Source organism: Bacillus sp. UNC438CL73TsuS30, assembly GCF_000482325.1.
Classification (GTDB): domain Bacteria; phylum Bacillota; class Bacilli; order Bacillales; family Cytobacillaceae; genus Neobacillus.
Map to the genome: position 1 here is coordinate 135,954 of NZ_AXVA01000014.1, position 21,430 is coordinate 157,383.

A 21,430-nucleotide genomic window follows, 5' to 3' on the forward strand; every position below is an offset into this window, starting at 1 on the left:
AAATTTACCCAGGAAAATCATTTGACTTAAATTACTTTTCTAGTAAATCATTTAACCGGCCCCATATTTTATATCATATCGATATGGGTTATTTTCCAATGTTCATTCTTAATCAGGTGCTCCAGGTTTTCTTTGTCTTTGTTCTTAAAGTAATCAATAATTTGTCTATGCTGTTCATTCATTAGTTCTAATGCTGTAAAGAGTTTTTCCTCGTCTTTGCTTAAATAAATCTGCCTGACAAAACTATTCTGTAAAGAATCAAGAAGCTCAATTAATGTAGGGTTGCAACACTTCACAATGTATACTTTATGGAATTGGTTTTGGTATTTTTGATAATCTGAATAATTTTTCTGAGAAATGGAAAGGTCGATTTTTCTAACCAACTCTTCCATTAGTTCCATATCATCTTCGGTCAAATTCTCCAGAGCTAAAGTTGCTGCAAAGGCATCTAGTACACCAACAACACTAAAAACATCTAGCTTTTTCTTTGTGTCAATTTCCTTAACGATAAATCCTCTTCGGGGAAAGAACTCTAGTAAATTTTCAGAAGCTAGTTGGATTAAGGCTTCCCTTACAGGGGTTCTGCTTACTTCTAATTTCTCGCTTAGTGCTATTTCATTTATTTTTTGTTTGGGAAGTAATGTTCCATTCTGAATTTCTTCGGCGATATAATCATATACATGGTCTTTTAGTGATCGGTACCTCTTTTTGATAGTTATTCCCCCTAAGTAAAAAAAGTGGAAATTCTTGTTTTTTATATTAGCATGAGCATCCAAATTCTTCAATATCGTCCCCAAAGTAACTCATTATTCTTTTAAATCTATTATCTTCAAGTCTATTATGTTTTAAAGTAGATCCTATTTGAGGAAAGTTAAAAGAATAGCAGAAGTAACGAAGCGGTGTTTTTTTAGACCGGTTAATACAAATATATCTTAATTATTAAAACAAGACAGTTAAATTTTAAAATATTTTTTTAAAATTTAACATTGAAAATACAAAAGGTCCATTATATAATTTTTACATGGACAATTTTCAGATAATTCAGCGTATTATACATTACGCAATATATTGTATAATTTAAAGTGTCTTAGTTAGAAGGTGTCCAAAGAACGCACTGCATTAAAAAAAGAAGTACAAAGATTAGCATAAAGGGGGTACTTTTTAAAACGAAATTTAGTTGGGATTCAAAAGTACATATTTTTAGTTTTATAAAAAATGAGAGGTGGTAGAAACATGAGCCAAAGAAACTTTAAAGATATACAAGACGGTACAAAAGCTGTATGGGCAGGAGAAAAGGAATCTCATGCATACAATGCAACCCAGGTACCGGTGGTGCTTAGTGTAGCCTACAATTACGATGACGTGGATGAGTGGCAAGAAGTTGCTATCGGAAATAAACCTGGACATATTTACAATCGAATGACAAATCCAACTGTACAAGCTTTTGAAGAGAAGGTACGAATTCTAGAGGGGGCGGAGGAAGCGATTGCTTTCTCATCGGGAATGGCTGCTATTAGCAGTACTTTATATACCTTTTTAAGACCAGGCGACCGGGTAATATCCGTGAAAGATACATATGGAGGCACCAATAAAATATTTACTGAATTCTTGCCGAATATCGATGTAGATGTAACGTTATGTAACACTGGAAATCATGAAGAAATTGAAGCCGAAGTGGCCAAAGGATGCAAGGTTTTATATTTGGAATCTCCTACCAACCCTACCATGAAAATTACGGATATTGAAAGAATGGTGAGAGCTGCAAAATCGATGGGGGCATTGGTGATAATAGACAATACTTTTGCTACTCCTATTAATCAAAATCCAATTCAATTAGAAGTTGATATCGTCATCCATAGTGCCACTAAATTTTTAAGCGGGCATGCCGATGCGTTAGGGGGTGTGGTGTGCGGCTCCAAAGAACTGATGAAAAGAGTTTATCACTATCGCGAAATTAATGGAGCAACCATGGATCCATGGTCAGCTTATCTGATTTTAAGAGGGATGAAAACGTTAAAACTTCGTGTCAGACAACAAGAAAAGAGTGCAATGGAGATTGCAAAGTATTTGCAAAAGCAAAAGCTTGTGGAAGCAGTTTATTATCCAGGATTAGAAACACACCCACATCACCAAATTGCAAAGAAACAGATGAAGGGTTTTGGCGGAATATTAAGTTTTGTATTGAAAGATGAAATGGAGGCGATAAAAATTTTATTGCCAAAATTACAGTATGCAAACAAAGCCGGAAATCTTGGAGCTGTCGAAACAATATACGGACCGGCAAGAACCACTAGCCATGTTGAATGTACTCTTGAAGAACGTAAAGCTCTTGGTATTCCAGAAGGTTTGGTTCGTATCTCCGTAGGGATTGAAGATACAGAAGATCTTATTTCGGATTTAGAACAAGCTTTTTCCCTTTTAGAATCGCAATTGCCTGTTAATAGCAGCAAGTGAAAATATAACAATGGAAGAGGTATTGAGTATGACACATAAAATTGCGTTGCTTGGTTTTGGTGTAGTTGGTCAAGGATTTGCAGAAATTTTAGAAGAAAAAGGTAAATTGTTACGCAGCGGACTTGGCTTTGATGCAAAAATTGTTGCGATTTCCGATTTTGTTAAGGGATCTATTTATCATCCAGAAGGCTTAGATATTGCTAAAGCATTGCAAGCTGTAAAGGAAACTGGGAAACTTGATTGCTATCCGGAAAGCCCTGGTTTGGTAAGAGGATGGGATAGTTTTCAGACCATCCGGGAAAGTAATGCTGACACCGTTGTAGAAATTACTTTTACAGATGTAAAAACAGGCCAACCTGCCATCAATCATTGTAAGGCAGCATTTGAAAGTAGAAAGAATGTAGTAATGAGCAATAAAGGTCCAGTTTCTTTAGCTTACCAAGAGCTGATTGGGTTAGCCAGAAAGAATCATGTTCGATGGGGCTTTGAAGGAACCGTTATGAGCGGAACACCTGCATTGAGAATGCCCCTCGTGGCATTGGCAGGAAATAATATTACAGAAATACGTGGGATTTTAAATGGAACGACCAATTATATTTTAACCAAAATGGAAGAAGGCTTGAGTTATGAGGCAGCATTGGCTGAGGCACAAACTCTTGGCTATGCAGAGGCAGATCCTACAAGTGATGTCGAGGGGTATGATGCCCAATATAAAGCTACTATTCTAGCTAATATTGTCATGAACGTTCCGATGAAACGAGAAGAAGTAGAATGTGAAGGAATTAGTCATCTTACACTACAAGATATCCAATGGGCAAAATCTGAGGGTAAAAAGTGGAAACTTATTGCTAAATGTATTAAGGATGGTGATAAAGTCATCGCAAAGGTGGGTCCGGAAGCGATACCGATTACAGATCCTTTAGCTGGAGTCTCAGGTGCACAAAATGCCATTACGTATGATTGCGATTTAGCCGGCCCAATCACGCTTATTGGTGCCGGAGCCGGCCGAAAGGAAACCGGATTCTCGATTCTTATTGATTTAATAAATATTAGCCGCGGTCAATTGTAATCTTTTACACTATTAATTTACAAAATGAAAAAAATTAGTTATATGAGGTGGTTACACAATGACATATATAGAGACACAGACAAAAGAAAATAAGATGTTTCTAGCTGGAAAGTGGGTATCCCGAACCAAAAACATTAAAGTCTTCGACCCCCAAGATAATCGTTTAATCGCAACTGTCCCTGCCGCCAATGAGGAAGATGTACTTCATACTATAGAGGAGGCAAAAAAGGGAGCAAAAATTGCTGCTGACATGTCGACGCACGAAAGAATCACGATTTTAAATCGTGCTGCTGACTGGATTTATGAGCATAAAGAAAAGTTCGCGACCACCATTGTATCCGAGGGAAGTAAAACAATTAAAGAGGCAAGAAAAGAAGTATTGCGCTGTATTGAGACTCTTCGTATTAGTGCTGAAGAGGCAAGGAGAATAAATGGAGAAACGATTTTATTTGACCAAATGCCGGGAAGTGAAGATCGCATGGGATATTATTATCGTTTTCCTATTGGAATCATTGTGGCAATCACGCCTTTTAACGATCCATTAAACCTTGTTGCACATAAAGTGGGGCCAGCTATTGCTTCTGGAAATGCGATTATCGTTAAACCAGCACCAGCTACACCATTAAGTGCTCTATTATTGGCAGAAGCATTTGAAAAAGCAGGTTTGCCTCCTAAAGTTTTATCCGTCATTACTGGCTATCCAAGTGATATGGGAGAAAGCCTGATTACCCATCCAGCGATAAGAATGATATCTTTTACAGGGGGACTATCCACTGGCCAAGAGATTATGCAAAAGGCGGGCATGAAAAAATTCAGTATGGAGTTAGGATCGAACTCACCGGTTATCGTTCTTGAAGATGCTGATTTAGAAGAAGCCGTTGAATCAACTGTTTCCGGAGCCTTTTGGGCTGCAGGTCAAAATTGCCTCGGAGTGCAAAGAGTCTATGTTCAAGAAGGGATTTATCAAAACTTTGTCGGAAGGTTCCTTGCTCGTACTCTAAAATATCGAGTGGGTAATAAATTTTCAGAGGAAACTGATATGGGGCCAATGATATCAGAAAAGGAAGCAAAGAGGGTGGAGAGTTGGGTTAATGAAGCCGTTGAAAGTGGAGCAAAATTGCTTTGTGGCGGCAAACGAAAGGGATCTTTTTATTATCCAACTGTTCTAGAGAATGTACCAACTGATTGCAAGCTAGCAACGGAAGAAGTGTTTGGACCAGTTGTTACCCTTTATAGTGTTCCTGATCTTGATACAGCTATTTTTCAATCTAACAACGTTGCTTTCGGCTTACAAGCAGGTATTTTCACTCAAAATTTAGATTATGCTTTGGGGGCTGTACGTAAGCTGGATGTAGGCGGGGTTATAGTAAATGACAGCTCCGATTATCGAATAGATGCGATGCCTTTTGGGGGTGTAAAAGGATCTGGTATAGGTCGTGAAGGAATTAAATTTTCACTTCAAGAAATGACAGAATCAAAAGTTGTTTGTTTTAAGATTGCCGTTAAAAGATAATAAAGCAATGGAGTGGTAAATGCTAGTTTAATAGGAATTGACCTAATAGGTTTTGAACACGGGTTACCTATACCAAAGGAGGAAACTGGATGCTACAGGTAAAAAATTCTGATCAAAATCAGTTAAAACGTACAATGAAAAGCAGACATTTGTTTATGATTTCGCTAGGAGGGGTAATTGGCACAGGCCTTTTTCTAAGCACGGGCTATACCATTAATCAAGCTGGACCAGGAGGGACGATTCTCGCTTATTTGGTTGGGGCACTCATTATGTATCTTGTTATGCTTTGTCTTGGTGAATTAACTGTAGCCATGCCGGTAACCGGTTCATTTCAAACCTATGCTACAAAGTATGTCGGTCCTGCTACCGGATTTACTATTGGTGTAATGTACTGGCTTACCTGGGTGGTAACAGTAGGATCGGAATTTACCGCCTCCGGTCTATTAATGAAGAGATGGTTCCCTGATACTTCCGTTTGGATATGGAGTGCTATCTTTGCGATTGCCCTTTTTCTACTAAATGCCTTTTCAGTAAAATTTTTTGCCGAAGCAGAATTTTGGTTTGCCGGAATTAAAGTAGTTACCATTATTTTATTTATCATTTTGGGGGGAGCTGCGATGTTTGGTTTCATACCAATGAAAGGCCATACATCTGCCCCCATGCTCTCACATTTTACTGGTGAAGGTGGCCTTTTTCCTAATGGGATGCTTCCAGTTTTAATGGCTATGATTTCCGTCAACTTTGCCTTTTCAGGAACAGAGCTCATTGGAATTGCCGCCGGTGAGAGCGAAAATCCGGAAAAAGACATTCCCCGGTCCGTCAGAAATGTAATTTGGAGAACTGTTTTTTTCTTTATCGGCGCTATATTTGTATTATCTGGATTAATCTCTTGGAAAGAAGCAGGAGTTATTGAAAGTCCGTTCGTTATGGTCTTTGATAATATAGGAATTCCTTATGCGGCTGATATTATGAACTTTGTAATTCTTACAGCTTTATTATCCGTAGCAAATTCCGGTCTCTATGCATCTACTCGTATGTTATGGTCTCTTTCCAACGAAAAAACAATAAGCCCCCTCTTAGGAAAGGTAACCTCAAAAGGAGTGCCGCTTAATGCGTTAATTTTAAGTATGGCAGTCGCCTGCTTGTCGTTATTCTCTAGTGTAGTTGCACCAGATACAGTTTATTTAGTGCTTGTAGCTATTTCAGGATTTGCCGTGGTTACTGTGTGGATGGGAATTGTGTTATCGCAGTATATGTTTCGAAAGCGTTTTGTTAAAGAGGGAGGAGATATTTCACATTTGAAATTTCGTACACCTCTGTATCCCTTTGTGCCCATCACTGCTTTTGTTTTATGTTTCGCTTCTTGTGTAGGACTTGCTTTCGATCAAAGCCAACGAATTGCTCTGTATAGCGGAGTACCCTTCATCGCTTTGTGCTATTTTTTCTACTATATTAAACATCGCTCAAAAAAGAATCTATTAGATTCTCATGATGAACTCAATCAATATATAGATAATATTAAGTAGAGAGGGCTTGGTTTAAAAGATCTATTAAACTGGAAAATACTATTAATAGTGTTGTAAAAAAATTCAATTAAAATACAACAAATATCTTGCTGTTGTCAGATTGGTATTCTATTAATCCAATCCATTACTGAATGAATTTCACCTGACTTTGGACAGACCTCTTTCGCAGGAGGATCTGTCCTTTTTAACCAAATTCATCGCCTCGACGCTACCTAAAATCTGTTTAACTTAAGTACGGCTAGGACCTTTTTTTAACTTAGGTCTATATTGATGAACTCAATGAACACTGATTATATAAGAAATAAAAAGTTCTCGTCTTTTCATCATTTCTACGGAATCACAGAAAATTAACTGTATCGGAGGTACTATAATGAATCCTATTGAAAACATATTAGAGAAATTCCCGTTAGTTATATTAGATGGTGCAATGGCAACTGAACTTGAGCGTCATGGCTGTGATTTGAACGACAGTCTTTGGTCGGCAACCATACTTATCGAAAATCCTGAGCTTATCAAACAGGTGCATACGGATTATTTTAAAGCGGGAGCTGACTGTGCTATCACTGCCAGTTACCAGGCAACTGTCGAAGGATTCTCCCGACGTGGTTTAAGCGAGGCTGAAGCGCTCATTCTCATCCAGAAATCTGTCCAGATAGCCTTAAAAGCACGCGATGAATTCTGGGGAATACCCGAGAACCGCTCAAAACGGCCGAAGCCTTTAGTAGCCGGTTCTGTAGGGCCATATGGCGCATTTCTTGCTGATGGATCTGAATATCGAGGAGATTATACGTTGACCGAAGAAGAACTTATGAATTTCCATAGGCCCCGTATGAAAGCCTTGATCGATGCCGGTTCCGATATCCTGGCCTGCGAAACTATTCCAAGTCTGAAGGAGGCAAGAGCAATCGTCAGGTTACTAGAAGAGTTTCCCAAAACCTATGTATGGATTAGCTTCAGTGCAAAAGACGGGCTTCATATTAGTGATGGAACCCTGGTTGCTGAGTGTGCAGAATGGCTGGATAAGTATGATCAAGTGGCTGCCGTCGGCATAAACTGCACGCAGCCCCAGTACATTTCTTCGCTGATAAATAAAGTGCACAGTCGCACAGTTAAACCTATCATAGTATATCCAAATTTAGGCGAGCAGTACGATGCAGTCACTAAAACTTGGAATGGGGCATCATCTGATGAAACTTACGGCGACAGTACCCTTCACTGGTATGAATGCGGTGCCCGATTGATTGGTGGCTGCTGCAGAACAAAACCGGAGAACATAACGACCATTTCTGCATGGGCGAGGTAAGATATAAAAGGGCAAGGATTTTGGTTTTGGAGATTGTGAGTTAATGCACTTAAATGTAGTGTTTTAGGCAGTTTATAAGTTATATTAAAATATTCCGATATGATGTTAATAAGGACTTCATAAAAAGCCGCTAAAATTAGCCCAAAGAGATTTAGAAATCCTCCCCCTTTTTTATAATCATTCCCATTGAAGAAAATACCAAAATGATAGATAATTCTCATAAGTGTCATTTTAAATCAGTAACAGGGGGAGAAAAATGAAATTAAGAGTTTCTGCAGTGCAATACCATCTGCACACCATCCAATCCTTTGAAGAATTCGCCCACCAATGTGAGCATTATATAAAAACGGCTGAAGAATTTGGTGCTGAATTCGTTCTTTTTCCCGAGTTCTTTACCACTCAGCTCCTTTCCATCGGAAAAGGAAAGAAAATAGACGATCTACCAAGCTTTACAGAACAATACCGTGAACTATTTTCGAACTTTGCAAAACAAACCAACATGCATATCATCGCAGGAACTCAGGTTTTAGAAAAAAACGGCAAGCTTTATAATACCGCTCATCTATTTTATCCGGATGGAAGAATTGGCGTACAGGCCAAGCTTCATATTACACCAACTGAAGTAAATGAATGGAATATGGAAGCAGGAGATTCCTTTCAAATTTTTGAAACAGAAAAAGGGAAAATGGCGATTCTCACCTGCTATGATATTGAATTTCCAGAAATCGTACGGATGGCAAAAGCAAAGGGGGCGGACGTCATTTTCTGTCCATCCTGTACTGATGACCGTCATGGATTTCACCGCGTTCGTTACACAAGCCATGCCCGCGCCATTGAAAATCAGGTCTATGTTGTTTTAACCGGAACGGTCGGCTCACTACCGACGGTTGATTTTATGCGGGCAAATTTTGGCCAGGCCGTCATTATAACTCCAAATGATATACCTTTTCCACCTCAAGGAATCTTAGTGGAAGGCGAAATCAATAATGACATGATCGTCACTGCTGACCTTGACCTTGAACTTCTTTATGAAGTCAGAGTACATGGCTCGGTCACCACTTGGCGCGACCGAAGAACCGATCTATATACGGATTGGGAAAAATAGGGGGGATCCTATTGTATCGGAGTCAATTTTATGTTTTTGACCAAAATCGGCCTGTTCCGGTGATTGTCCGCAATTACACAAAGAATGATTTTACCCAGCTCATTGAAATTCAAAAAGAATGTTTCCCACCGCCGTTTCCTTCAGAATTATGGTGGAACGAGGAACAATTAATAAATCATGTAACCCTTTTTCAAGAAGGAGCATTATGCGTTGAAGTGAATGGTGAATTAGCGGGATCCCTGACGGGGTTGTGCGTCGATTTTGATCCGAACCATCCAAACCATAAGTGGGAGGAGATTACTGACCACGGCTATATCCGCAATCACCAACCGGATGGAAACACGTTGTACATTGTCGACATTAGTGTCCGCCCCAAATATCGTAAGCTGGGACTTGGTAAATTAATGATGCAGTCCATGTATCATATTGTGATTCAAAAAGGCTTTGATCGGTTGCTTGGCGGCGGGAGAATGCCTGGGTATCATACCCGTGCATCTAAAATGACGCCAGAGGAGTATTTGCAGGCAATTATGAAGGGAGAGGTAAGGGATCCGGTGATTACCTTCCTCTTGCATTGCGGCAGAGTCCCAATCGGACTTGCAGAAAACTATCTTGATGATGAAGAATCCTGTAATTATGCTGTTTTAATGGAATGGAAAAACCCATTCAAATAAAGGGGGAATGAATGAAAATGGATTATAAGCGTATTACGAGTATTAAGGATCCGAATTTTAAAAAGCTGCATCAATTAATGGGAGAAATTTTTCCCCAAGAAGAAGTATTAGAGTATGAGTTATGGAGAGAACCATTAGAGGATCCAAGTATTCGGGTGTTTGTTGCGATACAGGAGGACGAGGTTGTAGGAGCTACGGAATATCGATATTATCCAGAATGGAATATTGCTATGACAGATTTTACGATTATCGGTAAGCCTGGGCTTGGCCTTGGACGATTCTTAGCTCAAAATAGATTAAAAGACTTAAAGAAACTAGCACTAGACAATGGAAACGAACTATTTGGTATGTTTGCTGAAATCTATGACCCGTATCGTGTTCAAAATCACGAGTTTGGCGGATTAAAAGTGATGGATCCTTATGTTCGCAGGGAGGTATTGTCTCATTTGGGCTACAAACGTCTTGACCTTTCCTATGTCCACCCTTCATGGGAGAATAATGGCGAAGCGGTAAAAGGATTGGATTTATGCTTTATGCCAATGGATGACGAATTGGAACAGTTACAGGCAGCTTTAGTAGTAGAGTTTCTGACTACCTATTACTCAATTCTTTCAAATAAACCACAAGAATGGCTTGAAATGATTAATCAAGTGAAGGAACGGGACATAATTTCTTTATTACCCCTGTAAAAAGAATTTTCGAAAAAGATTGACAGCTTTGCAGGAATCAACTACAATTTCATTCATAACATGGAATTTTAATTAAAAATTTTATAAATACTCTTATCCAGAGCGGCGGAGGGACTAGGCCCGATGAAGCCCGGCAACCTTCAAGGTAATCCTTGAAAAGGTGCTAATTCCTGCAGGTTATCTTTAACCTGAAAGATAAGAGGAGGATGACGACCCTCTTCTTATGAAGAGGGTTTTCTTTTTTCCATTTTCTAATAGCGGGGGGATCAATAATGACAGTAAAGGTAGCCATTTTAGGGTTCGGAACAGTAGGCGAAGGAGTTTATCGAACCATTCAAACACATGCAAGTGAACTGGAAGCCTTATTGGGAAAGAGAGTGGAGGTTGCGGCCGTTCTAATTAAAAATAAGCAAAAAGAAAGAAAAATCGCAAAGGATGTTCTTATCACAACGGATTTCAATGAAATTATCAATCTTTCACAGCTTGATATTGTGGTTGATGCGATTGTGGGCAAGGACCCGGCCTTTAACTATTTAAAACAAGCAATTGAAAGAGGTAGCCATATTATTACTGCAAACAAAGAAATGTTTGCATACCATGGAAAAGAGCTGTTGGATCTTGCTGATGAACACCAAGTATCAATTGGCTTTGAAGCGACTGTTGCGGGTGGAGTTCCAATCATTCAAACCTTAAGACAATTGTTACAGGTGAATCGTGTTAAGCAAATTCAAGGCATTGTAAACGGGACATCCAATTTCATTTTGACAGAAATGCGTGAGAAAAAGCAGTCATTTGCAGATGCCTTAAGATTGGCTCAGGAAAAAGGATTTGCGGAAGCAGACCCAACTAATGATGTGGAAGGCTTTGATGCTTTTTATAAATTAATGGTTTTAAGCAGAGTGGCCTTTGGAAATGCGCCGAATTGGAAGGCTGTGGAACGAGTCGGGATCACTTCTATTACAAGTGAATTAATTGAAACGGCTGACCAGCTCGGTTTTCGGTTCAAGCATGTTGTGAGTATTCAAAAGGATGGGGATACACTTATTGGAAGTGTAAGGCCAGTGCTCGTCAGTAAGTCCCATCCCTTCTATCATGTGGAAGGGGTAGAAAATGCGGTAAATATATACTCAGACATCGTGGGCAGAATAACTCTGCAAGGTCCTGGGGCCGGAATGTTTCCGACTGCAAGTGCAGTTATCGAGGACCTAGTTTATGTAAGCCAAAGTAATCACAAAAATAAGCTTCAGACTAATCCTGTATTAGAAGCCTTACCCCTTGCTGCCGGTTCATTAAATAATTTCTGGATAATAAGTGGGGTAAGTAAAACGGAATTAAGTTCATCCATTCTTCTTGCGGAACCATTATCTGATCAAACTTTTATTGTTGAGGCAACTGATGAGGAGATTTTACAGGAAGCAAAAAAGTATCCATCACTAAGTTACTACCCAATCCTGGATGGAACACAATTCCTTCAAAATAAAAAAGACAAGTTTACGGTTACAGTATAAAAATCTCTCTAGACAGCACCTTCTTTCTAAGGCTGCTGTCTTATTTTTTTGGGAAAATAATATAAAAACCCATCACATAAATGGGAGTTAGTCTAGTCCAATTTATACCCTTGTACATATTGTGTAAAAGCTATACTAAATCGGACGTGGTTTAGCATAAAGAAGGAAAAGGGGTGCAACATGTCAGGAAACATCACTGACCGATTGATCGGGGATATAAAAAATTCGTTTACTTATGAATTTATGGTTAAGCCTGGAAACATACATCAAATCGATAAACAGTCTAGGGAAATTCCAGTCACCAGTAATGGGAAAAATTATATTATTGGTCCAGCAAGAGGAGAAGACCAAAATGGCTCCGGAATCTGCGTCTCCATTGGAATGAATGGAGTATCTGTCTATGAATATACACAAAATAATATTTACGCCACATTGGTTTATGAGACCCCCATTAATGAGTGGGTCCATGTGGCAGTTGTTTATAAGGGGAAGAGACCCTTTCTTTTTATAAATGGTACTTTCGTAAAAGAAGGGGAAATAAGTCCAAAAAAGTATGTCTCTCCATCAGGTTCCATTTGTTACCCGCCAGGAGTGTTCTTTATTGGGGAAATTAAAGAAGTTAGAATCTGGAATCATTGCAGAAGTGAAAATCAGCTGAAAGTAAATATGAATGTTAGACTGAAGGGGCGAGAGAGTGGTCTATATGCCATTTGGCCTAAAAAAAACACTAGAGAAATTAAGAGAGAACCAGTATCAGCAAATAATGAAACAAAGACTGATAAATATAGAGGTTTGACGAATAATCAGAATAAAAAAATAGAGGTAAGTATTATTATCCCTTCCTACAATAAGTATCCACTAAATCTATTCACCCTATATTCTCTTGAAAACCAGACTTTCAATTCAGAAAAAATGGAAGTTATTTTCATTGATGATGCCTCTACAGACCAAACCGAAGACTCCCTCCGAAACTATCAGGCGCCATATCAATTCAAATATATTCGAAACAATGAAAATCTTGGAAGGGCAAAGGTACGCAACTTAGGAATTCAAGCATCGAGTGGAAACATCCTGATATTTTTAGACGCTGAAATGCTTGTTGACCCTAATTTTGTTACCAATCACGTTAAGTATCACCAATCAAAAAGCAATCTTATCATGTCAGGGGTCATGTATTCTAGGAATATCATTACTTGTATTTTTCCAAAATATGATCGTGATAAACTTGGCCAAATAGCTGAGATGGTAAAAGGAAATGAAAACCTTAATAGTAAATTCAATAATTATGAAAAAACGACTGAAAAGCCTTATCCTCTCATTAACAAAAGTGATATTACAAATCAGGCCTATGGTGCTTTAATTAAGGATGCGAACTCGTGGTTTCGAACCATTACCCGCAAATATGGAACGGATTTAGAAGGGTTTGAATTTCCATGGATGGCCTTCCTGACAGGGAATGTTTCTTTGAGAAGAGAGCTTTTAAATAAAGCAGGAGTTTTTGATGAGGAATTTGTGAAATACGGCTATGAAGACTGGGAATTAGGATACCGCTTATATAAGGCAGGGGCGAAGTATCTGAATGCTAAGAATGTTATATCCTATCACCAAGAACATCCAGTCGCAGAAAGCAAGTGGAAAGAGGCCATTGAAAATTATCATTTATTTATTAAAAAGCATGATGAAGTGGACATCCTTATTCTTGCTTTAGAACTATCGAGGATTACTGGTTTAACAACCATGAATGATATTCTGCAAGAATATAAGAATTTGGTTGAAAAATACGGAGATAAAACTAAAAAATTCCAAAATAGATTTATCTCGGTCCTTGAAACGATTGCGATCTTACTGAAAGTGGATATTCGCCATTTTAATATTTTAGGGGCTGCCGGTTTTGGAATCGACCAAATAAACGGCCTTAAATCTGATCTCCGGAAACTAAGTAAACTAGGCAAATATAAAAACCTGGCTAGTTTCATTGAAAAGGTTATTGCTTCATAAAAGGATACGGAAGGCAAGGAGGAGAAAAATGGTTTCCATTATTACTTGTACCATAAGAGATGAATTTATCAATAATGTATTTAAAAATTATCAACAGCAAACATGGAAGGATAAAGAGTTAATCATTGTCTTAAATAAGGATTCAATGAGCATAGATAAATGGATGGAAAAAGCGAAGAATTACCCAAAAGTACGTGTTTTTCAACTTCATGAAAAAGCAACATTGGGAGATTGCTTAAATTTTGGGGTTTTAAAGGCAACTCATGATATTATTGCTAAATTCGATGATGACGATTATTATGGCCCAGAGTATATTACCAGTTCGATGCAGGCATTTAAAGACGAAAAGGTTTCGATTGTCGGCAAAGGTTCATATTATATTTATTTTAAGAATAAAAAGGCCTTGGTCTTAGTCCCTGGTGAAGAAAATTCATTCTCAGACACGGTTGCCGGAGCTACGTTAATGTTTCGAAAAGCAGTTAGTGAAAAGGTTCAATTTGAAAAAGTAAATCGTGCGGAGGATTACTTTTTTATCGATCAATGTAAAAAAGCTGGCTTTGAAATTTATTCTACTGATTGTTTTCATTTTGCCGTAGTCCGTCACGATACAGAAAAACATACCTGGAAGGTGTCGGATGAGGATTTTATGGGTTGGGGGGATATAGTAGCCCATACCGAAGATTTTTACCCAATTGTCTCAAATTCCAATTAGAGTTTAAATAAATGAATGAAAATTCATATATTAACTGTGCTATCCACATCGAAGGTCCTATATTATAAGCATTCCACACACTTATGCACATTATCCACAGGGTTACCCACAAAATTTGTTAACAAAATGTGAAAAGCTTTAAAGCTTGTAATTTAAGAAGTTTTTACGCTGGATCCACATTATCCACAAAATAGAACGAAAAAGAAGCAGGACACCTGCTTCTTTTTCAAATTCAAACTTTTTTTAAAGAGGTTATCTACTTCTTTTGGTATTTACACGCTGGTTCGCTGCATTTGCTCGTGCTTGTGCCTCTAAATCTGCCTGATCGGCTAATTCAGCAGAATACTCTTCATCGATTCCATCTGATTTAAGATTTTTTGGCACCTGTGGAAGTGATGCTTTATTTTTACCACGAGACCCATGCCCACGTGAACGACCCATTACGAAAACCCCTTTCATTGATAACTTTCAGGAACCTTCTTGGTTCCTTTCTTAGTGTTAGCAAAAAACAAAGGTCCATGAATGGGAAATGCTTCAAAGTTTTAATTACAGTCTGGTTTTTCTGTCTGAAAATCCTCCAGCCCGATCTGCCATTTTAAATTCCCTTTGATAGCTTACTTCTTGCATACTGGTTAAGGAATATTTTCCCCGATCCTTATCCTTTTTCTTTTTTTCCGCCATATTTGCTCATTCCTTTCAACATATTTTTGCTAAATGTCATTAAGCTTAGTGGATTTTAATTAAGCACAATATGTACTTATTTCCATTTTTACCTTATAGGGGTGGAATGATACTGTGTAATTTCAATTCTTTGCGATATTTCATGAAAAACATGGTAAAGTAGTGTTGAGGTGAGGGAAAATGGCAATCATTACGAAAATCACCACGCAACAGAAAAATCAGGATCGCTATAATGTTTTTATGGATTATGGAAAAGGCGAGGAATTTGCATTTAGTGTGGATAGTGATGTCTTAATAAAATTTCAGCTAAAAAAGGGTTTGGAGCTCGATGACTTTTCCTTTCTTGAAATTCAGTATCAGGACGATATTCGTAAAGCTTATCATCATGCTATCCAATATTTATCCAAAAGAATGCGGTCCGAAAAAGAAATAACGGATTATTTAGCGAAAAAAGAAATTGATGAGCCCATTATTAACGAGGTTCTTCATAAATTAACCTCCCAAAAATATATTGATGACTGGGAATATGCTCACGCATTTGTCAGAACCCAAGTCAATACAACCGACAAGGGACCAGATTTAATTTGGTTGGAATTAAAAGACAGGGGAATAAAGGAGGACTTTGCAAGACAAGCCCTACAGGATTTTCCTTATGAACTGCAGGTTGAAAAAGCTTCGATACTTGCTAAGAAATTTTTTGAAAAGAATACAAAGGACTCTGAGCGGATTGTAAAGCAAAAGCTTGAAGGATTACTGCTTCGAAAAGGGTATCCATTTGAGATCATTCAAATTGCTGTAAATGAAAGTGAACTGGACAAGGATGATGATGCGGAAATGGATGCAATCAGGTTTCAAGGTGAAAAGGTTTATCGGAAATACTGTCATCTTAGCGGTTTTGAGTTTAAACAAAAGATGAAACAAGCCCTATATCGAAAAGGTTTTTCGATGGATTTAATCGAAAAATTCTTAGCCGAAAAAGAAGAATCATGACAAAATGTCATGATTTTTTACTTTCAATGATAATGGAATCCTGATTGATTTGTTGGACAATTATTTCTGCCACTTCTTTTGGGGAACAGAAACGGGAAGGGTCTTTCACATGATTGCTCTCATTCCAAAATGAAGTATCCATACCACCCATGTAAACGGCGGTAAATTGGATCTTGCTGCCCTCAAATTCTTTTTGAAGACTTTCAGTAAAGCCGCGTATCGCAAATTTACTAGCTGCATAAATGGCTTCATTAACCTTACCGCGAAGCCCGGCTGTTGAGATAATATTGATAATTTTTCCTTCACCTTGATGAATTAGGTAAGGTAAAACCGATTTTGTCATCAGGATGGTTCCGAGAACATTCGTGTCCAGCATCTCCGCAATTTCCTGCTGTGTCATCTCCGGGAAAGGCCCAAAATGTCCCACTCCTGCGTTGTTGACCAATCCATAAATTTCATAAGACTGGTTAATATCAGCGATTTTTTCTTGTACCTCTTTATGGTTACGAATATCTAATTGGAGATAATCTGCACTCCCGCCAGCTGCTTCGATTTCCGTTTTCGTGCTCCTTAATTTTTCTTCGTTCCGTCCCGTTAGAAGCAGATGATAATTTTGCCTAGAAAATAATATGGCCAATTCTTTCCCTAACCCTGAACCAGCACCGGTAACCATGATTGTTTTCATTTGTTTAAACTCCTTTATTAATTCTACAAAAATAATTATACTTAAATATGGTGGATAACGAAACTTTGGGAGTGGATTACATGCACCAGGAGAAACGATATAGTGAATTGAGCGAACATGAACTACGCCAAGAAATTGCGACTCTTCAGGAGAAAGCACGGAAAGCAGAGCAATTAGGAAGGGTTAATGAGTTTGCTGTCCTTGAAAGGAAAGTATTGATGGCTCGTGCCTATTTAATAAGTCCCGATTCCTTTGAGCCGGGTGAAATTTATGAACTTGAAGGGGATCCGGGGCAATATTTTAAGATCGATTATCTAAATGGGGTTTTTGCTTGGGGATATCGCCTTAAAGGCGATGGAAAAGAAGAGGCAGTGCCGATTTCTATGTTAAGGCGTGTAAAATAAAACACAAACCAGAGAGCAGCTCTCTGGTTTGGTTGTTTTCTAGGACTGCTTTCTGGTTTGGCGCTTTAAAATGATGAGGTCCTGGGTTTCCTTACTTTCGCCATTTATTTGCGAATGGGCATGTTTCGGATTCGCCCATGGAGTAGAAAATGGCTTGTTTTGAAAAAATTTCTGGTTTCCCATAATAACGCCTCCCTAGGTTAAAGAATCAGGTGTATCATTATCATTAGCGCGCTGACCAGAAGCTCGCATCCTTTCCTGTGGATGCGTATTAATGGTTCCATCTGCTCTTTTTGAAGCATACTCTGCTTTTGCTCTTGGCTCTCCCTCTAACTTATTGTTATTTTGATTAGGAAAGTTACGTTGTTTGTTTCTCATGCTGTACCTCCATCTAAAGGAATGAGAAATCGTGAAAAGCAAAGCATCAAAAGATCAATGCTGACCACGTATCTATATTATTTGCTTAATTAGATTTAGATATGTTATAAGAAAATGGCAAAGGAGTGAAGGTATGAACGAGTATCAACAGCGGTTAACCCAATGTTTAATGGCTAAAAATAACCAGCTTACAAATGATGAAGCACAAACATGGATTGAATTATTATGGGATGATTTTGAGACAACCGCTGCAAAAGCAGGCAGAGACTATCTTGGCAGTGAAATGACGGAGCGAATTGTAAGACAGTGGATTGAAAATTATGGAGGAAGACTTCATGATTTTATCGCAACAAATCCAAAATATAAGGATTTTTTAAATAAAAAGCGATGACAAAATAAAATGTCATCGCTTTTTTATTGATCAGCTTGGTATAATACTTAATTTTTTCCGCAGTTTCTTTTCGCTAAAGACCCATCCGGTATAGGAGCTAATTCGGTTTAGCTCACAATCTAATTGGACAACAGCAACGAAAGGATAATGACCATTACTGCGATACCGGAGATCAATAAACCTTACTTCATAAAAATCATCGTATTCATCCACTTCCCAGCGATAAACAGGTGAGAAGGATAAAAACGCAGAAAGGTTTTTGTCTTTTTTAGCTGCCTCAATGACGGGGGTTTCAGGTACTGGAATCCGATTAAATAAATCTAAAATCTCCACTTTATCCTTTACAGCTTTTCCGACAAAGAATTGTTTCTCATTCATTGCGGCAATCCGCCATTGGTGGAATTTCATGGTTGGTGCAATAATTATTTCCGTTGCATCCGGAACAATTCTACGGACCTCCAATAAAACCTTATGTCGGACGCGGAACCTTAGTAAATAATAACCAATAATAACAAAATACATAATCAAAAAGGTGTATCCTGGATTTGCTCCAAATATCCAAATAAAAATCCCCACAACATGTATCGCAAAAATATAAGGATCGAATGTATTAATGACACCTAGCGCCACCCATTTATTCGAAAATGGTCTAAGGGCCTGGGTGCCGTAAGCATTAAAGATATCAACAAATACATGGAGAAATACTGCGAAAAATGTCCATGCCCATAAATGCAGTAAATTGACTGCTGGGAAAAATGGATAAATCACAGCTAAAAGTACAAGCGGCCAAAGAATCACTGCCGGTATGGAATGGGTAACACCCCGATGATTGCGAATATAGATCGCATTATTTCTAAGTTTTAAAACAGTATCAATATCAGGTATTTGTGACCCTGCAATTGTGGCGATTAAAACGCTGGTTGTTGCTGCATGGCTGCTTGCTACAACGGGGTCAAGTGTTGCCAGACCTCCAAGTGCAATCCCCATGACAACGTGAGTTCCTGTATCCAAAAGGAAGTTCCTCCTTTAATCTAATCAGTTCTTGTCAAAAAGACTAATATGGATTATCGTAATACAATGCATACTATTATATTCCCTCATTTTGTAGTGTTTAACAAGTTGGAGGCCCAAATGTAATGAAAAATGTTCTGAATAATTTAACGAAAGTAAATATAAAAGAATTTCAAGATGATTTAATCACTTGGTTTAAAAATGAGCAGCGTGACCTTCCTTGGAGAAAGGATCAGGATCCATACAAAGTATGGGTTTCTGAAATCATGCTGCAGCAAACAAGAGTGGATACGGTTATACCTTATTTCAACCGTTTTATTGATTGGTTTCCAACGATAGATACCCTAGCAGAAGCAAATGAAGATAAGGTTCTGAAGGCATGGGAAGGTCTTGGTTACTATTCAAGGGTAAGAAATTTACATTCCGCAGTTAAGGAAGTAAAAGAAAAATATGATGGGATTGTTCCTAATACACCAAAGGAAATATCCACTCTTAAAGGGGTTGGACCTTATACGGCTGGAGCGATTTTAAGCATTGCATATGGAGTACCCGAGCCTGCAGTTGATGGGAATGTGATGAGAGTTTTATCAAGAATTCTCTCCATTTGGGAGGATATCGCCAAGCCCTCTTCTCGAAAGGTTTTTGAGCAAGCTGTAAGAGAACTCATCTCCCATGAAGAACCATCAGAATTTAATCAGGCATTAATGGAATTAGGTGCATTGATCTGTACTCCAACCTCCCCGTCTTGTTTGCTTTGCCCTGTACGTGAACATTGCCATGCATTCCATGAGGGTGTACAGACGGAACTTCCAATCAAATCTCAGAAAAATAAACAGCGTGAAGTACAGCTTGCTGCAATTGTCCTTGCTAATGAAAAAGGACATTTGCTTATTCATAAACGACCTGAGTCCGGACTTCTCGCTAATTTATGGGAATTTCCGAATTTGGAAATCAACCATCCAATTCAAAATAACCGTGATCAAATCGCCCGTCTTTTTGAACAGGATTTAAGTCTCAATCTTCATTTAGATAAGATGATTGGTCAAGTGGAGCATGTTTTTTCCCATTTAATTTGGAAGATTAAAGTCTATACTGGAACGATTTCAACGGATTTTACTGAGAATCAAGAGTGGAAATTTGTTTCGTTAGATCAGACAGAGGATTACGCTCTACCGGTTTTTACCCAAAAAATCTTTAAGCTTTATCAAGAATATAAAAAAGAATGAACGCCGTACAGTTACGGTGTTCATTCTTTTTTTAGTCCCCCGCGATCCATGATTTCTTCGATAATTTCCCGATGAATCGTTTGTCCTTCACTATTTAAGTATGGGACCATTTGCTGCAATGATTGATGAAAAAAGGATAATTCTTGATCATCCCACTCTTTAATTGACATCATTGAAAGTTCTGTCATATCCCGCCCATTATACATTTTTACATCTTCCTTTCAATCATGTTATCCAAGTTAGTGTTTTGTTATCAATTGTCTTCTATGCATAGAAGCGATAAAATAATAAGAAATCACAAATGAAGAAGGGAAATATATATATGTCACAAAAAGTAGCACTAATTACAGGAAGCAGCAGGGGAATTGGAAAAGCAACGGCTCTTAGATTAGCCAAAGAAGGATATGATATTGTCATCAATTATGCCAGAAGTAAGAGTGGTGCCTTAGAGACCGCCGAACAAATCGAAGCACTTGGTAGAAAAGTACTGGTCATTAAAGCCAATGTTGGGGATGTAAATAAAGTAAAAGATATGTTTGCTCAAATTGACCAAGAGTTCGGACGGCTAGATATTTTTGTTAACAATGCTGCATCAGGTGTGCAGCGTCCGTTAATGGAGCTTGAAGAATCTCATTGGGACTGGACGTTGAACATCAATAGTAAGGCATTATTATTTTGCGCACAAGAAGCAGCAAAGTTGATGGAGAAGAACGGTGGCGGAAAAATTGTCAGCATAAGCTCACTAGGTTCCATTCGCTATCTGAAAAATTACACGGTAGTGGGTGTATCTAAAGCGGCACTTGAAGCTTTAACAAGATATTTAGCAGTCGAGCTTGCTTCAAAAAATATTGTCGTGAATGCTGTTTCCGGTGGAGCGGTTGATACCGAGGCACTGAAGCATTTTCCAAATCGCGAAGAACTTCTTCAGGAAGCAAAAGACAAAACACCTGCGGGAAGAATGGTCGAAATTGATGATATGGTGAATACGGTTATGTTCTTATTATCAGATGCATCAAGCATGATTAGAGGACAAACGATTATTGTGGATGGCGGTATTTCCTTATTGGTTTAAGAAAAAGTTATTTTTTAAAAATAATTTGGATAGTCCACACA

Annotated in this window: 24 protein-coding genes and 1 riboswitch; of the genes, 16 read left to right on the forward strand and 8 right to left on the reverse strand. The window is 38.3% G+C overall.

The genetic code is table 11. The annotated features are described in order from the left end of the window. Positions 1-68: 68 nt before the first annotated feature. The gene (locus tag M028_RS0108265) at positions 69-785 is read right to left on the reverse strand and encodes a GntR family transcriptional regulator (protein WP_231510786.1); all 717 of its coding nucleotides are present in this window, start codon (positions 783-785) and stop codon (positions 69-71) included. Between the two features lie 448 nt (positions 786-1,233). On the opposite strand from M028_RS0108265, the gene M028_RS0108270 reads away from it, so the two are divergent. The 11 genes from M028_RS0108270 to M028_RS0108320 all read left to right on the forward strand — a co-directional run bounded on the left by M028_RS0108270 (position 1,234) and on the right by M028_RS0108320 (position 14,551). Beyond that, positions 1,234-2,454 (forward strand): cystathionine gamma-synthase family protein, encoded by a 1,221-nt coding sequence (locus tag M028_RS0108270; RefSeq protein WP_026573496.1) that lies wholly within the window; start codon positions 1,234-1,236, stop codon positions 2,452-2,454. Between the two features lie 28 nt (positions 2,455-2,482). Next, positions 2,483-3,523 (forward strand): homoserine dehydrogenase, encoded by a 1,041-nt coding sequence (locus M028_RS0108275; protein WP_026573497.1) that lies wholly within the window; start codon positions 2,483-2,485, stop codon positions 3,521-3,523. A gap of 58 nt (positions 3,524-3,581) precedes the next feature. Then, positions 3,582-5,036, forward strand: coding sequence for an aldehyde dehydrogenase family protein (locus M028_RS0108280; protein WP_231510787.1), 1,455 nt, complete (start codon positions 3,582-3,584; stop codon positions 5,034-5,036). 89 nt (positions 5,037-5,125) lie between these two features. Further along, a complete protein-coding gene (locus M028_RS0108285; protein ID WP_026573499.1) occupies positions 5,126-6,562 on the forward strand; it encodes an amino acid permease in 1,437 nt (478 codons plus the stop codon). A 370-nt stretch (positions 6,563-6,932) separates the two neighbouring features. Then, positions 6,933-7,865: a homocysteine S-methyltransferase gene (gene mmuM, locus M028_RS0108290; RefSeq protein ID WP_026573500.1), complete on the forward strand. Its 933-nt coding sequence runs from the start codon at positions 6,933-6,935 to the stop codon at positions 7,863-7,865. Positions 7,866-8,121: 256 nt separating this feature from the next. Continuing rightward, entirely contained in the window at positions 8,122-8,970 is an 849-nt protein-coding gene (locus tag M028_RS0108295) for a carbon-nitrogen hydrolase family protein (protein ID WP_026573501.1), read from the forward strand. Positions 8,971-8,981: 11 nt separating this feature from the next. Beyond that, positions 8,982-9,644, forward strand: a complete 663-nt coding sequence (locus M028_RS0108300) for a GNAT family N-acetyltransferase (RefSeq protein WP_026573502.1) — start codon at positions 8,982-8,984, stop codon at positions 9,642-9,644. 17 nt (positions 9,645-9,661) lie between these two features. Then, on the forward strand, positions 9,662-10,333 hold the full coding sequence (locus M028_RS0108305) for a GNAT family acetyltransferase (RefSeq protein WP_026573503.1): 672 nt from the start codon (positions 9,662-9,664) through the stop codon (positions 10,331-10,333). A gap of 90 nt (positions 10,334-10,423) precedes the next feature. Then, positions 10,424-10,535: riboswitch (SAM riboswitch) on the forward strand. A 70-nt stretch (positions 10,536-10,605) separates the two neighbouring features. After that, entirely contained in the window at positions 10,606-11,841 is a 1,236-nt protein-coding gene (locus tag M028_RS29655; protein WP_035423951.1) for a homoserine dehydrogenase, read from the forward strand. A 180-nt stretch (positions 11,842-12,021) separates the two neighbouring features. After that, positions 12,022-13,839: a glycosyltransferase gene (locus M028_RS31460; protein WP_051590972.1), complete on the forward strand. Its 1,818-nt coding sequence runs from the start codon at positions 12,022-12,024 to the stop codon at positions 13,837-13,839. Positions 13,840-13,867: 28 nt separating this feature from the next. Further along, positions 13,868-14,551, forward strand: a complete 684-nt coding sequence (locus M028_RS0108320; protein ID WP_026573504.1) for a glycosyltransferase — start codon at positions 13,868-13,870, stop codon at positions 14,549-14,551. Positions 14,552-14,803: 252 nt separating this feature from the next. Here the strand turns inward: M028_RS0108320 and M028_RS0108325 are convergent, their stop codons facing one another. Both M028_RS0108325 and M028_RS32010 read right to left on the reverse strand, forming a co-directional pair. Continuing rightward, positions 14,804-14,992: a YfhD family protein gene (locus M028_RS0108325; RefSeq protein WP_026573505.1), complete on the reverse strand. Its 189-nt coding sequence runs from the start codon at positions 14,990-14,992 to the stop codon at positions 14,804-14,806. A gap of 105 nt (positions 14,993-15,097) precedes the next feature. Next, on the reverse strand, positions 15,098-15,232 hold the full coding sequence (locus M028_RS32010; RefSeq protein ID WP_081810689.1) for a YfhE family protein: 135 nt from the start codon (positions 15,230-15,232) through the stop codon (positions 15,098-15,100). 180 nt (positions 15,233-15,412) lie between these two features. Between M028_RS32010 and recX the strand changes: the two genes are divergently transcribed. After that, positions 15,413-16,222 carry a recombination regulator RecX gene (recX, locus tag M028_RS0108335; RefSeq protein WP_026573506.1) on the forward strand — a complete coding sequence of 270 codons (810 nt, stop codon included), beginning with the start codon at positions 15,413-15,415 and terminating at the stop codon, positions 16,220-16,222. Between the two features lie 7 nt (positions 16,223-16,229). Here the strand turns inward: recX and M028_RS0108340 are convergent, their stop codons facing one another. Beyond that, complete coding sequence (locus M028_RS0108340) at positions 16,230-16,907, reverse strand: SDR family NAD(P)-dependent oxidoreductase (RefSeq protein ID WP_026573507.1); 678 nt, start codon at positions 16,905-16,907, stop codon at positions 16,230-16,232. Positions 16,908-16,987: 80 nt separating this feature from the next. Here M028_RS0108340 and M028_RS0108345 point away from each other — a divergent pair, with 80 nt between their 5' ends. Next, positions 16,988-17,311, forward strand: coding sequence for a YfhH family protein (locus tag M028_RS0108345; RefSeq protein ID WP_026573508.1), 324 nt, complete (start codon positions 16,988-16,990; stop codon positions 17,309-17,311). Between the two features lie 39 nt (positions 17,312-17,350). On the opposite strand, the gene M028_RS32015 is transcribed toward M028_RS0108345, so the two are convergent. Continuing rightward, a complete protein-coding gene (locus M028_RS32015) occupies positions 17,351-17,494 on the reverse strand; it encodes a YpzG family protein (protein ID WP_081810690.1) in 144 nt (47 codons plus the stop codon). A 12-nt stretch (positions 17,495-17,506) separates the two neighbouring features. Next, positions 17,507-17,689: a small, acid-soluble spore protein K gene (locus M028_RS0108355; protein WP_026573509.1), complete on the reverse strand. Its 183-nt coding sequence runs from the start codon at positions 17,687-17,689 to the stop codon at positions 17,507-17,509. Positions 17,690-17,822: 133 nt separating this feature from the next. On the opposite strand from M028_RS0108355, the gene M028_RS0108360 reads away from it, so the two are divergent. Next, the gene (locus M028_RS0108360) at positions 17,823-18,080 is read left to right on the forward strand and encodes a YfhJ family protein (RefSeq protein ID WP_026573510.1); all 258 of its coding nucleotides are present in this window, start codon (positions 17,823-17,825) and stop codon (positions 18,078-18,080) included. 30 nt (positions 18,081-18,110) lie between these two features. On the opposite strand, the gene M028_RS0108365 is transcribed toward M028_RS0108360, so the two are convergent. Then, a complete protein-coding gene (locus M028_RS0108365; RefSeq protein WP_026573511.1) occupies positions 18,111-19,091 on the reverse strand; it encodes a metal-dependent hydrolase in 981 nt (326 codons plus the stop codon). A 125-nt stretch (positions 19,092-19,216) separates the two neighbouring features. Here M028_RS0108365 and mutY point away from each other — a divergent pair, with 125 nt between their 5' ends. Continuing rightward, entirely contained in the window at positions 19,217-20,317 is a 1,101-nt protein-coding gene (gene mutY, locus M028_RS0108370) for an A/G-specific adenine glycosylase (RefSeq protein WP_026573512.1), read from the forward strand. Between the two features lie 20 nt (positions 20,318-20,337). On the opposite strand, the gene M028_RS0108375 is transcribed toward mutY, so the two are convergent. Continuing rightward, positions 20,338-20,523 (reverse strand): hypothetical protein, encoded by a 186-nt coding sequence (locus tag M028_RS0108375; protein WP_026573513.1) that lies wholly within the window; start codon positions 20,521-20,523, stop codon positions 20,338-20,340. 116 nt (positions 20,524-20,639) lie between these two features. Here M028_RS0108375 and fabL point away from each other — a divergent pair, with 116 nt between their 5' ends. Beyond that, complete coding sequence (gene fabL / locus M028_RS0108380) at positions 20,640-21,389, forward strand: enoyl-[acyl-carrier-protein] reductase FabL (protein ID WP_026573514.1); 750 nt, start codon at positions 20,640-20,642, stop codon at positions 21,387-21,389. The last annotated feature ends 41 nt before the right edge of the window (positions 21,390-21,430 follow it).

What these genes read in the sequence shown, in the direction of transcription:
- M028_RS0108270 (WP_026573496.1), top strand. Translation starts at nt 1,234, where the DNA reads ATGAGCCAAAGAAACTTTAAAGATATACAAGACGGTACAAAAGCTGTA.
- M028_RS0108275 (WP_026573497.1), top strand. Translation starts at nt 2,483, where the DNA reads ATGACACATAAAATTGCGTTGCTTGGTTTTGGTGTAGTTGGTCAAGGA.
- M028_RS0108280 (WP_231510787.1), top strand. Translation starts at nt 3,582, where the DNA reads ATGACATATATAGAGACACAGACAAAAGAAAATAAGATGTTTCTAGCT.
- M028_RS0108285 (WP_026573499.1), top strand. Translation starts at nt 5,126, where the DNA reads ATGCTACAGGTAAAAAATTCTGATCAAAATCAGTTAAAACGTACAATG.
- mmuM (WP_026573500.1), top strand. Translation starts at nt 6,933, where the DNA reads ATGAATCCTATTGAAAACATATTAGAGAAATTCCCGTTAGTTATATTA.
- M028_RS0108295 (WP_026573501.1), top strand. Translation starts at nt 8,122, where the DNA reads ATGAAATTAAGAGTTTCTGCAGTGCAATACCATCTGCACACCATCCAA.
- M028_RS0108305 (WP_026573503.1), top strand. Translation starts at nt 9,662, where the DNA reads ATGGATTATAAGCGTATTACGAGTATTAAGGATCCGAATTTTAAAAAG.
- M028_RS29655 (WP_035423951.1), top strand. Translation starts at nt 10,606, where the DNA reads ATGACAGTAAAGGTAGCCATTTTAGGGTTCGGAACAGTAGGCGAAGGA.
- M028_RS31460 (WP_051590972.1), top strand. Translation starts at nt 12,022, where the DNA reads ATGTCAGGAAACATCACTGACCGATTGATCGGGGATATAAAAAATTCG.
- M028_RS0108320 (WP_026573504.1), top strand. Translation starts at nt 13,868, where the DNA reads ATGGTTTCCATTATTACTTGTACCATAAGAGATGAATTTATCAATAAT.
- M028_RS0108325 (WP_026573505.1), bottom strand. Translation starts at nt 14,992, where the DNA reads ATGGGTCGTTCACGTGGGCATGGGTCTCGTGGTAAAAATAAAGCATCA.
- M028_RS32010 (WP_081810689.1), bottom strand. Translation starts at nt 15,232, where the DNA reads ATGGCGGAAAAAAAGAAAAAGGATAAGGATCGGGGAAAATATTCCTTA.
- recX (WP_026573506.1), top strand. Translation starts at nt 15,413, where the DNA reads ATGGCAATCATTACGAAAATCACCACGCAACAGAAAAATCAGGATCGC.
- M028_RS0108340 (WP_026573507.1), bottom strand. Translation starts at nt 16,907, where the DNA reads ATGAAAACAATCATGGTTACCGGTGCTGGTTCAGGGTTAGGGAAAGAA.
- M028_RS0108345 (WP_026573508.1), top strand. Translation starts at nt 16,988, where the DNA reads ATGCACCAGGAGAAACGATATAGTGAATTGAGCGAACATGAACTACGC.
- M028_RS32015 (WP_081810690.1), bottom strand. Translation starts at nt 17,494, where the DNA reads ATGGGAAACCAGAAATTTTTTCAAAACAAGCCATTTTCTACTCCATGG.
- M028_RS0108355 (WP_026573509.1), bottom strand. Translation starts at nt 17,689, where the DNA reads ATGAGAAACAAACAACGTAACTTTCCTAATCAAAATAACAATAAGTTA.
- M028_RS0108360 (WP_026573510.1), top strand. Translation starts at nt 17,823, where the DNA reads ATGAACGAGTATCAACAGCGGTTAACCCAATGTTTAATGGCTAAAAAT.
- mutY (WP_026573512.1), top strand. Translation starts at nt 19,217, where the DNA reads ATGAAAAATGTTCTGAATAATTTAACGAAAGTAAATATAAAAGAATTT.
- M028_RS0108375 (WP_026573513.1), bottom strand. Translation starts at nt 20,523, where the DNA reads ATGTATAATGGGCGGGATATGACAGAACTTTCAATGATGTCAATTAAA.
- fabL (WP_026573514.1), top strand. Translation starts at nt 20,640, where the DNA reads ATGTCACAAAAAGTAGCACTAATTACAGGAAGCAGCAGGGGAATTGGA.